The organism is Niveispirillum irakense DSM 11586 (assembly GCF_000429645.1).
In the GTDB taxonomy this organism is placed as follows: Bacteria; Pseudomonadota; Alphaproteobacteria; order Azospirillales; family Azospirillaceae; genus Niveispirillum; species Niveispirillum irakense.
The window spans coordinates 912,337-924,903 of sequence record NZ_KE386933.1; the positions used below are offsets into that span (position 1 = coordinate 912,337).

Annotated in this window: 6 protein-coding genes; 3 read left to right on the forward strand and 3 right to left on the reverse strand. The window is 58.2% G+C overall.

Going from position 1 to position 12,567, the window contains the following annotated elements:
* Positions 1–127: 127 nt before the first annotated feature.
* Together dnaG and rpoD are read left to right on the forward strand one after the other, a co-directional pair.
* Entirely contained in the window at positions 128–1,993 is a 1,866-nt protein-coding gene (dnaG, locus tag G473_RS0118330) for a DNA primase (protein WP_029014294.1), read from the forward strand.
* A 189-nt stretch (positions 1,994–2,182) separates the two neighbouring features.
* Positions 2,183–4,141, forward strand: coding sequence for an RNA polymerase sigma factor RpoD (rpoD, locus tag G473_RS0118335; RefSeq protein ID WP_029014295.1), 1,959 nt, complete (start codon positions 2,183–2,185; stop codon positions 4,139–4,141).
* Between the two features lie 104 nt (positions 4,142–4,245).
* Here the strand turns inward: rpoD and G473_RS0118340 are convergent, their stop codons facing one another.
* Positions 4,246–5,757: an AMP nucleosidase gene (locus G473_RS0118340; protein ID WP_029014296.1), complete on the reverse strand. Its 1,512-nt coding sequence runs from the start codon at positions 5,755–5,757 to the stop codon at positions 4,246–4,248.
* Between the two features lie 231 nt (positions 5,758–5,988).
* Complete coding sequence (locus tag G473_RS0118345; RefSeq protein WP_029014297.1) at positions 5,989–8,889, reverse strand: TonB-dependent receptor domain-containing protein; 2,901 nt, start codon at positions 8,887–8,889, stop codon at positions 5,989–5,991.
* A gap of 400 nt (positions 8,890–9,289) precedes the next feature.
* Here G473_RS0118345 and G473_RS0118350 point away from each other — a divergent pair, with 400 nt between their 5' ends.
* Complete coding sequence (locus tag G473_RS0118350; RefSeq protein ID WP_029014298.1) at positions 9,290–11,152, forward strand: tetratricopeptide repeat protein; 1,863 nt, start codon at positions 9,290–9,292, stop codon at positions 11,150–11,152.
* A 38-nt stretch (positions 11,153–11,190) separates the two neighbouring features.
* Here G473_RS0118350 and accC read toward each other — a convergent pair whose 3' ends face one another.
* Entirely contained in the window at positions 11,191–12,540 is a 1,350-nt protein-coding gene (gene accC / locus G473_RS0118355; RefSeq protein WP_029014299.1) for an acetyl-CoA carboxylase biotin carboxylase subunit, read from the reverse strand.
* Between the last annotated feature and the right edge of the window lie 27 nt (positions 12,541–12,567).

Below are 12,567 nucleotides of genomic sequence, written 5' to 3' on the forward strand. Positions count from 1 at the left end.
GGATAAGGGCGACGCCCGCAGATAAGGTGCCCGTCGCGTGGTGACGCCCCTTATGTTGAGCTATCATTGCCGGCCGGGATCGTTGGCTGGTCGTCCATTTTTCGTCGCCTGAAGGCTGTTCACCCCCATGGCTTTGCCGCCGCAGTTTTTGGAAGAACTCCGTTCCCGCCTTTCCGTTTCGGAAGTGGTGATGAAGCGGATGCGTCTGACCCGTGCGGGGCGTGAATTCAAAGCGCCTTGCCCCTTTCATAATGAGAAGACACCCAGCTTCTACGTCAACGACCAGAAGAATTTCTTCCATTGCTTCGGCTGTGGGGCCCATGGCGACCAGATCGGTTTCGTCATGCGCTACGACAATCTGTCCTTCATGGAGGCGGTGGAAAGTCTGGCGGGCGAAGTGGGCATGGTCGTGCCCAAGGCCACCCCGCAGGAGCGGGAACGGTTTGAACGACAAAAATCGCTTTATGATCTGGTGGAGCGGGCCGCCAAATTTTATGAGCAGCAGCTTTTCACTGCCGCTGGCCGCGCCGCGCTGGATTATCTGCGCCGCCGTGGGCTGGATGAGGAAGGGATCGCCCGTTTCCGTCTGGGGTTCGCCCCGCAGGATGGCGCTGGTCTGCACGGTGCGTTGACCGAGGCAGGCTATAGTGAGGCTGATATGGTGGAGGTCGGCCTCTTCAAACGACCTGAGGCCGGACGCTCCATCCGCAATTTCTTCTGGAACCGGGTGATGTTCCCGGTCACGGATCGGCGGGGGCGGGTGGTGGCCTTTGGCGGGCGATTGCTGGAAGGGGACGGGCCGAAATATATCAACTCGGCTGAAAACCCCCTGTTCCATAAGGGCAATATTCTCTACGGCATGTCCCGGGCACGGCAGGCGGCGGCCGATGGCCAAGCGCTGATCGTCACCGAAGGCTATATGGACGTTATAGCCTGTGTGCGGGCGGGCTATGAAGGGGCGGTGGCGCCCCTGGGGACCGCCATGACGGAAACCCAGATCCAGGAACTCTGGAAACTGGCCCCGGAAGGTCAGCGCCGGCCTATCCTCTGCTTCGATGGTGATAATGCCGGCCGGCGTGCTGCCCAGCGGGCGGTGGAACGCATCCTGCCCGTGCTGACGCCGGATGTGTCGGCCCGGATCGCCTTCATGCCCGAGAAGGAGGATCCGGACAGCCTGATCCGTCGGAACGGCAAGGAGGCCTTTCAGGGCGTGCTGGACCGGGCCCTGTCGCTGGAGGATTTTATTTGGGAATATGCGCGCCAGGGCAATGAGCCGCGCACGGCGGAAGGTCGGCTGACGATCGAAAACACGATCAACCAGCTGACAGAGACCATCGCTGACAAATCCGTCCAATATAGCTATCGCGCGGCCCTGCGCGACAAGCTGCGTGCGGTTATCCGGGGCGGCTTCGCCGATGGTGGCGCGCGTACCTTTGCCGGTGCTGCCGGTCCGCGCCGGCCGCGGCCGGGGGATATTCCTGTCAGTCCGCTCTGGAACAGAAATCATCGCAGTGGTGCCATCCTGACCGATCCGCAGCGGCGGGAGCGTTACCTGCTGGTCACAGTGCTGCACCATCCGGAGCTTTTTCAATCAGTCGGGGAGCGGTTGGCGGAGGCGGATTTCGCCGATCCCGAGTTGGAAATGCTCCGCCAAGCGCTGGTGGAATGCCTGACGGCAGAATCAGCCCTTGACGCGGATGCATTAAGACGCCACCTGTCTTCTCGCGGCTTTCAAGAGACGCTGGATAGTCTGCTGAGTGCAGACGCGCCTAGATTTGCGCAACCAGGAGCGTCCATCGAAGCGGCATTGAGTGGCTGGCAGGAGGTTTGGCTCAGTTCCGAGGAGAGACTGCTTCAACAGGAGTTGCGTGACGCCCAGCGGCGGTTTGCTGAAACATTCAGTGAAGCCGATCTGGAGCGCTTACGTATGCTTCAACAGGAAGTGCTGACTCTCCGCGGTCATGACCACGATCCGGCCTTGGGTGAGAATTGATTAGACGGATGTGCATTGGCGGCATCCGGTCTGCCGGTTCTCTCGGAAAACTGTGTCTGTTTGGACACGGTCAGCCGCCACTTGCCAAAGTTATAGCCAAGACGAGTGTGTGTGGATGACCGGGCCTTGCCCGAGTCGTCCATTTGCGTTTACCGATGGCAGCCTTGAAAGTGCGGGGGCAGCGAGCGAATGGCGACGAAAGCGGCGCAGACGACGGAAGTGTCGGATCAGCGTGAAGAGGAAGCGAATGGCCCGCTGATGGACGGTATGGCCATTGCGGTCAAGAAGATGATCGCGCGGGGGAAGGAGCGGGGCTACGTCACCTATGACGAGCTGAATGCAGCCCTGCCGCCCGATAGTTCTTCGTCGGAGCAGATCGAAGACACAATGGCATCCTTGTCCGAAATGGGCATCAATGTCGTTGAGGCTGAAGAGCAGGAAGAAGGGGGCGCTGAGGCCGGGGAAGGCGAAGGCCGCCAGTCCGGCAATCTGGACGATGACGATATCGGCCGTACCGATGATCCGGTCCGCATGTATCTGCGGGAAATGGGGTCGGTGGAGCTGCTGTCCCGCGAAGGCGAAATCGCCATCGCCAAGCGCATCGAAGCTGGCCGGGAGATGATGATCGGCGCGATCTGTGAATCGCCGCTGACCATTCAGGCCATCATCGAATGGCATCAGTCGTTGCAAGACGGCAAGATGCTGCTGCGCGACATCATCGACCTGGATGCCTCTTACGGGATGGATCCCGAGTCGGGTGAAATGCCGCCGGAAGCGCTGGACGGCCCTGCCGCTGAGCGTGAAGAGGAAGAAGCCGAGCGCCCCGAGGGCGAAGGTGAAGGTGAGGGGGCTGGCCCCGCTGGGGACAGCGAGGAAGAGGGCAATATCTCCCTCTCCGCCATGGAAGCCGAGCTGAAGCCCAAGGTGCTGGAGACCTTCGGCAAGATCGAGGAAACCTACGAGCGCCTGCACAAGATGCAGGAGCTGCGTCTGGCCTCCTTGCAGCGCGGTGAGGAACTGGCCCGTGGTGCTGACAAGAAGTACGACAAGGTCAAGGCTGAGCTGACCGAGTTGGTGAATTCCGTCCGTTTGAACAATGGCCGGATTGAACAGCTTGTTGAGCAGCTTTATGCCCTTAACCGCAAGCTGCTGGGCTTTGAAGGGCGCCTGCTACGTCTGGCCACCGATTGCCGGGTGAAGCGCGAGGATTTCCTTCAGCATTATTACGGTTCGGAACTGGACCCGAACTGGCTGGATCGCTGTAAGAACCTGTCTAAGGCGTGGGGCCGCTTTGCCGAGCGCTCCTATCAGGAAGTCGGTCGCGTTCGGGAAAACATTGGTGACGTGTCTGCCCAGGCGCGTCTGCCGATCAGTGAGTTCCGCCGCATCGTCTCCACGGTGCAGAAGGGCGAGAAGGAAGCCAGCCGCGCCAAGAAGGAGATGGTGGAAGCCAATCTCCGTCTCGTGATCTCCATCGCCAAGAAATACACCAACCGTGGCCTTCAGTTCCTGGATCTGATCCAGGAAGGCAATATCGGTTTGATGAAGGCGGTGGATAAGTTCGAGTATCGGCGCGGTTACAAGTTCTCCACCTATGCCACCTGGTGGATCCGGCAGGCGATCACCCGCTCGATCGCTGACCAGGCCCGCACCATCCGTATCCCTGTGCATATGATCGAGACGATCAACAAGCTGGTGCGGACCTCGCGCCAGATGCTGCACGAGATCGGGCGTGAGCCGACCCCGGAGGAATTGGCCGAACGGCTGATGATGCCGCTGGAGAAGGTCCGCAAGGTGCTGAAGATCGCCAAGGAGCCGATCTCCCTTGAAACGCCGATTGGCGACGAGGAAGATTCGCATCTGGGTGATTTCATCGAGGATAAGAACGCTGTTCTGCCCCTCGATGCCGCCATCCAGGCGAACCTGCGTGAGACGACGACGCGTATCCTGGCCACCCTGACTGCGCGTGAGGAACGTGTTCTGCGTATGCGCTTCGGCATCGGCATGAACACCGACCATACGCTGGAAGAAGTGGGCCAGCAGTTCAGCGTGACCCGCGAGCGTATCCGCCAGATCGAAGCCAAGGCGCTTCGCAAGCTGAAGCACCCCTCGCGGTCGCGTAAGCTGCGCAGCTTCCTGGATACGTAATCTGGGAATGACCACATAAAAGGCCGCCGGAGCGATCCGGCGGCCTTTTATTTTGCCGATGATAAGGGGCCGATGGAAATACCATCGGCCCATCACCGTCTATATTATTGGAATGCGGCTTCAGCGAAACTGCGCAGCTTGCGGCTATGCAGCCGCTCCAGGCCATAATCGCGCATGATCTCCATCGCCCGCATGCCGATGGCCAGATGCTGGTCGACACGGGCGCGGTAGAAATGATTGGCCATGCCCGGCAGCTTGATCTCGCCATGCAGGGGCTTGTCTGACACGCACAGCAAGGTGCCGTAGGGAACGCGGAAGCGGAAGCCATTGGCGGCCACTGTCGCGGATTCCATGTCCAGGGCAATGGCGCGGGACTGGCTGAACCGCTGTACCGGTTCGCTGTGATCCCGAAGTTCCCAGTTGCGGTTATCGATTGTAGCGACCGTGCCGGTGCGCATGATGGATTTCAGCTCCCAGCCTTTCAGGCCCGTGACTTCTTCCACAGCGCCTTCCAAGGCCACCTGGACTTCTGCCAGTGCCGGGATGGGCACCCAGGTCGGCAGATCGGCATCCAGAACCTTGTCTTCGCGCACATAGCCATGGGCCAGGGCGTAGTCGCCCAGACGCTGGGTATCGCGCAGGCCCGCGCAATGGCCCAGCATCAGCCAGACATGGGGACGCAGTACGGCAATATGGTCGCTGATCGTCTTGGCGTTGGACGGGCCGACGCCGATATTGACGATGGTGATGCCATTCCCGTCCTTACGCTTCAGGTGATATGCCGGCATCTGCGGCAGGCGAGCCACCTTGGTGCCATCGCACTCCTTGCCAGGGTACAGATGCTGGTTCCAGGTGACATGATCACCGGGCTCCACAAAGGCCTCATACTGGCTGCGGTAATGCTGGGTCGCCGGATCGTCCGACGGTTCCATGATCTCCAACCCACGCCTCACGAACTCGTCGATATAGAACTGGTAGTTCGTGAACAGGACGTAGTTCTGAAAATGGTCCGGCTTGGTCGCGGTGTAATGCTTCAGACGGTGCAGGCTGTAATCCACACGCGGTGCGGTGAACAGGGCGAGGGGACGGGGCGCACCGGGCGGGGCGATATGGGTACCGTTGACGATGCTGTCATCCATATAGACCAGATCGGGCAGATCAAAATAATCCCGCAACTGGTACAGCCGCTCCGGCGTCAGATCGCCCTCGACATGCATGCCTTCAGGGTAGGCGAACTGGATGGGGATCGGGGTGTCGCTGACCCCGACTTCCAATGGGGCGCCATGGTTCTTCAGCAACAGGGAAAGCTGATGCTTCAGATAATGGTCAAACAGATCGGGGCGGGTGACCGTGGTGCGGAAGGTGCCGATGCCATGGAGGAAGCCATAGGAAAGACGGCTATCGATCCGCGGTTCTGTATCGATCCGGACTTGCAGGAAGGGATAGCAGGCGCGGACCCGCCCACCCATTTCCTCGCCACGGGCGAAAGCGGAAAAACGACCGCGCAAAAATTCAACAGCCTGATCATAAAGGGCCCGGACGCGGGCATAAGCAGCTTCAGCGTCGGTGAAGCTTTCCACCAACGACGTTTGATTAAGATTTTCGGATGAATTCACTGTGCAAGCTCCTACGAGTTTGCACTTTCTTATGCAACATCCACCCCCTGTTTGGGAAGCGGATTGTGCATCCGTTTTTGGACCGCATGTGAGAAAGAAAGCTTTGTGGCGATTGTGCCACCGCCTCTCATTTGAGTCCCCTCAAAAAAAACCCTGCCTCGTGAAGAGACAGGGTCAAATTTTGAGAGGCCGCAACCTTCAGGACATCGGTTGCGGTACCCACAGTCTTTTTTAGAAGCGCATTGTAAAGCCGGTATAGAAGTAACGGCCAATCGGATCGTAGGTACCTGCTGCGGTCTCCGTGCCCGTCGTGTTCCCGGGCATGCCGGAACCGATCAGCGGCGCGCCACGGTCGAAGAGGTTCTCTACGCCCACGTACAACGTGTAGTTTTGAGCGAAGGTGTAACGGGCCTGCACGTCATGATATGTGACGCTACCGATACGACGGAAGTCGCCCGGACCAACGACGTCAAGGTCGTTATCGATGTTAGCCGGTCCGACATAACGGGTTTGCCAGGACAAGGTCATCGGACCACCGTGATAGGTGAGCGACCCGGAGACGCGATACTTGGAAGCACCAACCTCGCCGTCATCGATATCAAGATCCGCACCCGGCAGCGGCTCGAGTTCGAGCTTGTCGAGATAGGTCATGATGGCGCTGAAGCTAATGGTACCCGGCTCGCCGGAACCGAACGCATTGAAGTCCAGGCCGACATCAGCCAGGTCAAAGCGATAATCCACGGCAAAGTCGATACCGCTGGTGGTCTGGGTAGCGATATTGCCTTGCACCAGATCGGTGCGGGTGATCCGGCCGGAGATCGGATCGCGTGCCATCAGGTTACAGAAATTGCCCGACACGTAGCACTGCTCGATGGCGTAGTTGCGCGGAACGCCGGAAATCGCATCCTTTATGTCGATATCGAAATAATCGACCGTAAAGGACAAATTATCGATGAAGCTCGGCGTCAACACCGCACCAAGGGTGAGGGTGTCAGCCTTTTCTTCCTGTAGGTCCGGGTTGCCGCGGTTGAAACCAGTGATCTGCTGGATTTCAAGCTGGGTCGGCGTGTAGACACCCTCCGAAGCGATACGTGATGCAATGCCCGACTCCGCACGGCACCGGCTGTCTTGTGCCCGGCTAGAGGTAGCAGTCGTGCCAGCGCAGATATCGACGATACCGGTCGGGAAGGTCTGACCACCCGGATTGTACAGTTCGGAGATGTTGGGCGCACGGACCGCACGCGCATACTTGCCCCGCAGACGAATGTCTTCAATGACCTGCCACTCTGCGCCGGCGTTCCAACTCGTGGTCTTACCGACGGTGCTGTAGTCAGAGTAACGGACGGCAGCCTGTACACCAACATATTCAGCGAACGGAACATCCTTGATCAGGGGGATGTCAACTTCGCCGAAGGCTTCCCAGACGTCGAACTTGCCGATGACATCCGGCACGGCATTGCCGGCGTTCAGACCGGCGCGCGTCAGCGGATCGGAACGGGCTTCGCTGCTCTCCTGACGCCATTCACCGCCCACGGCAACACCCAGATCACCTGCCGGAAGCTCGAACAGAGGACCGGTAACGATCGCGGATGCGACATGCTGGTCAACTTCAGCCTTGCGCATGCTGTCGGCACGAACGTAGTCAGCCGCAGCCTTGGTGATGGAACCTGCGCCGAAAATATTGATCGGGACGCAGCCATTGGCGCGCGCAGTTGCATCGCGGCAGATGATTTCGGTGCGATTACCGTTGCCGTTCAGATCATTCACGTCAACCAGGGCGTCAAGAGCTTCGCGGAAGCTCTGCTCATTGATCTGACCAGTTGAGTTCTGTGACTGGGTGGTGCGGCCATAGGTGTAAGACGTTTCATACGTCCAGCCTTCGGCTACAGGTATGTCGCCCTTGAAACCGGTTGAGAAGCGGAAGGTCTGACGTGTGTTGTCAGAGCCGCGATCAGCAACTTCCAGCAGACGGCGGCTGAAATTCAAGCCCGTCACCGTCTGGCCGGCGGGAGCCAAGGACTGGATCTGCTGCAGCAGGGCAGCAGGAATGTAGGGGTTGGTCAACGGCATGCCCTGGCCGCTGGCATAGATATCCGTATTGGCCAGCGCGAAGGCTTCCAACTGGGATTCCGTTTTGACGGAGGCGTACGTACCTTCGAGGAAATAGTTGATCGAAGGTGTGATTTCGTAATTGGTATTCAGGCCGAGCAGATAACGTTCGGTCGGGGTCTGGATGTAGCGGGCGCCGTTACGATTGTAGCCGTCACGAACGGTATTCAAAGTGGTGACGGTACCATCGGGCAGGACGACGCGGTTGGCAGTATTGCCGACATAAGTGCCGGAGGAATTATTCCGGATGCCGCTAAAGAAACCACCAGGACCGAAGGAGCTGTAGGCTGGATTGGTCACAGCACCCGTTGCCGGGCTACGCTGAATATCAACGGCAGACAGCTTACGGTCGCGGGAGAAGACTTCCTCTTCCTTGTCATAGGTCAGAGAAAGGACGGCATTACCACGACCGTCGTCAAAATCACCGCCAATGGTGGATGACACGCGGTACTGCTCGGAATCACCGCGATCGCTGATACCGGCCTTACCCTCAACCTGCATACCCTGGAAGTTGTCCTTCAGGATAATGTTGACCACGCCGGCCACGGCGTCGGCACCATAGACTGCGGAAGCGCCACCGGTGATGACTTCAACGCGGTCGATGAAAGCGGTCGGGATGGAGTTGAAATCCACCGCAGAGTTGCCGGGAACGCCAGCAACCATCCGACGACCGTTAACCAGAACCAGCGTACGCGCTTCGCCAAGGTTACGCAGATCGATGGTGTTGACGCCAGAATTGTTAACGTCAAAGTTACCGGTGGTCGAAGAGAAGGTCGAAACGCCAGAAGAGGGTAACTCACGCAGAACATCGGAGACGTTGTCCTGGCCAGAAAGAGCCAGCGCAGCGCTGTCGACAACGGTCACAGGAGTCGGAGACGAAACATTAGTGCGCGCGATGCGCGAACCAGTCACTACGATTTCGTCAAGTGTGGTTGTCTCCTGCGCATGCACACCACCAACGGCAACTGCCAGTGCACCACCGCACAGCAAAGCTGCCTTCAAGCCGCTAGACTTCATATTCATTGTGTAATCCCCATTTATTTCGTCCGATACGGAGGGGTTTGCTGGTTATCCAGCTTGTTCCTTGCCCTGCATCAGGGGGTAGTTAAGAGGCTCGGGTGCGGTGGGATCAATCAACAATCCCCCAAAATTTGTCATCAATCAGTCACTGTTGCACATTTGCCTCGCTATTAAGATATTTATGGAACAAAATTTCGAAATAACTCTTCCTCAAGAAATCAAAAAACGATTCTTCTTAGGGGAAAGTGATCTCCAGATGGTTCTTTGGCTTGGGGGTTAGGGAAACGTGGAAATAAGAGTCTATGGTCGAGGTGTTGAAGGAGTGATTCCGTGTTAGGACGGGGCTTGGCGCATGTCATTTCGATCCGGGGACATGCTTTTCCGATTTTCCTGATGTGAGACCATGACCGGCATCCGATCCCGCACTGTGCCCGACCTTCTTGCGGAAGCCTTCACGGCACAGAGGGCTGGTGACCTACCGAAAGCAGAGCGGCTGTATAAAGCCGTTTTGCAGCAGGATCCGCGTAACACCGACGCATTTCAGTTGCTGGGACTTATCGCTAAGGCGGTAGGTAAGCTGGAGGTTGCCGCTGACTTGATGCAACGCTCTCTCTCCATTAATCCGCGGCAACCACATGTTCAGAATAATCTGGGTAATGTCCTGGTCGATCTGGGGCGTGCTGAGGAAGCGCTGAGCCATTATGGAACGGCTATTCGCCTGCGGCCTGATTATTCGGAAGCAAAGCTCAACCTGTGCCGCGCATTATGCCAGACGGGCCATATGCAGGAGGCCGAGCAGGGGCTGCGCGATTTACTGCAGGACAATCCCCAGGACCGGGGCGCTGCCGTGGAACTGGGAATCCTTTTAACCCGGGCACATCGCTTGGATGAGGCGGAAGCTGTTTACCGTTCCATTCTGGAGAATGCGGGTGCGACCGTCCACCCGTTGCATAATTTGGGATTGGTGCTGAAGCTGAAGGGAAACTACACGGAGGCCATCGCCTGTTACCGACGGGCGTTAACGCTCAATTCATCTGCCAAAGAAATTTGGCTTAATCTCGGTAATGCCCTGAGCGGCATTGATGAGTATGAAGAAGCCATCAGCGCCTATCGTGAGACCTTGCGGTTGGATCCATTCGACCGTGATGCCCATGCCAATCTCAACGGATTGTTATGGCGCACCGGCGCGCATGGAGAGTTGCTTCATTCTTATGAAGCGGCCCGCCAGGTGGCGGCCGATAACCCAGCAGTGCTGGAGATGATTGCGGAAGCAAAGGCGACTTACGGCCGCCTTCAGGAGGCGCTTGAAGAACTGGAAACTGCGATACGCCTCGCGCCGACGGATGCGAATATCATCAGGACTCTGGGCTATGTGCTTCTTCGGCTGGGTCGCCCAGCGGAAGCACTCGGGCATTTTGAAGCCGGTTTGAAGGAAAATGCCAGCGAGATCCCGCTTCTGCGCGGGGCGGCTGAGACAGCTTTGCAGTTGGGACAATCGAGCGTTGCCCTGACATACCTTCAGAAGGTGATTGATATCGTACCGGATGACCAGAAGGCTTTGTCACTGTTGGGGCCTGCATGGCGACAAATGGACAGTCAGAAGGAGCTTTGGATCAACGACTATGATCATTTGATTGGCGTTATTGATCTGGCGTCACCCGCCGACTTTCCTGATATTCATACATTCAATGAGGCGTTGCTCCGCGATCTGGCGCGTGTTCACGAAACGCAGCACGAGCCCGTTGACCAGACCCTGCGAAACGGTACGCAGAGTTCAGACGCCTTGTTCGGGCGGCTGAACGAGCCGTCCGTCCCGATCCTCCTGCTGGAGGAGATGATAAGGGCAGCCGTACGCGACTTTATATCGTCTCTTCCTGATGATCACACGCACCCCTTCTTACGGCGGAAATCGCCCTCAGTTGCCTTTTCAGGCTCCTGGTCTTCCAGGTTGCGGGATGAAGGGTACCATACTGACCATATTCACCCGGAAGGGTGGATTAGCGGATGCTATTACGTAGATGTACCGGACTGCTGTCGGGATAAGACGGCGAGGCAGGGATGGATTAAATTTGGCTCTCCCGTCCTTGGGGAGGCGATGCAGCAACCATTCCGGCGGGCCGTGCAGCCCGTTCCGGGACGCCTGGTTCTTTTTCCATCATATTTCTGGCACGGAACGATCCCGTTCAGATCGCAGCAGACCCGTACGACTATTGCTTTTGACGCTGTTCCCGATATGACCGGACCGAAACAAAACAGCCCGGCGTGAAGCCGGGCTGTTTGTCGGTGTCGTCTGTATAAGGCAGATCAGCTTTCAGACTGCTGCTTCATCCAGCCTTCCATCCACTTGATGTCATAATCGCCATTGATGAAATCGGGTTCGGCGATGATGCGCTGATGCAGCGGGATGGACGTGTCCACACCGGTGATCACAAACTCCTCCAGCGCCCGACGCAAGCGCATCAAGCACTCGTTACGGGTATTGCCGTGAACGATCAGCTTGGCGATCATGCTGTCATAATGCGGCGGCACGCGATAACCGTCATACAGCGCGCTGTCTACGCGCACACCAAGGCCACCCGGTGCATGATACTGGGTGATCTGCCCTGGTGAGGGCATGAAGGTCACAGCGTTTTCCGCATTGATACGGCATTCAATCGAATGGCCGTGGAAGCGGATATCCTGCTGCGTGTAACCCAGCGGGGCACCGGTGGCGACACGGATCTGCTCGCGCACCAGATCGACACCCGTGATCATTTCCGTGATCGTATGTTCGATCTGCAGGCGGGTATTCATCTCGATGAAATAGAACTGCCCGTTTTCGTACAGGAATTCCATCGTACCGACGCCGCGATAGCCCAGGAGCTTGGCGGTGCGTGCGGCGAGGCTGCCGACTTTTTCCCGTTCCTCTGCGTTCAGGGCCGGGGAGGGGGCCTCTTCCACCACTTTCTGGTGGCGCCGCTGGATGGAGCAGTCACGCTCACCGAAATGAACCACATTGCCATGGTGATCGCCCATCAACTGGATTTCGATGTGGCGCGGGTTGGCGAGGTACTTTTCCAGATAGACTTCGTCATTGCCGAAGGCGGCGCGGGCCTCGCCACGGGCAAGCTGGTAGGCCTCCCGCAACTCGTCCTTGCTGTAGGCCACCTTCATGCCCTTGCCACCACCACCGGCGGCCGCCTTGATCAGAACCGGATAACCGATCTGGTCAGCGACGCTGGCAGCCGTTTCAAAGCTGTCGACCGGTCCGTCGGAACCGGGAACGCAGGGCAGGCCCAGGGCGATAACCGTCTTCTTGGCGGTCACCTTGTCGCCCATCACCCGGATATGGTCTGGTGTCGGCCCGATCCAGGCGAAACCATGCTCAATCACCATATCGGCAAACTGGGCATTCTCCGCCATGAAGCCGATGCCGGGATGGATGGCATCGGCGCCCGTGATGGCCGCCGCCGACAGGATTGCCGGGATGTTGAGATAGCTTTCCTTGGCCGAGGGCGGGCCGATGCACACGCTCTCGTCAGCCAGACGGACATGCATCGCATCGGCGTCAGCCGTGGAATGCACGGCCACCGTCTTGATGCCCATTTCGCGGCAGGCGCGGTGGATGCGTAACGCGATCTCACCACGATTGGCGATCAGGACCTTGTCGAACAGGCCACCCTGCAAGTGCGCGGTCATCGC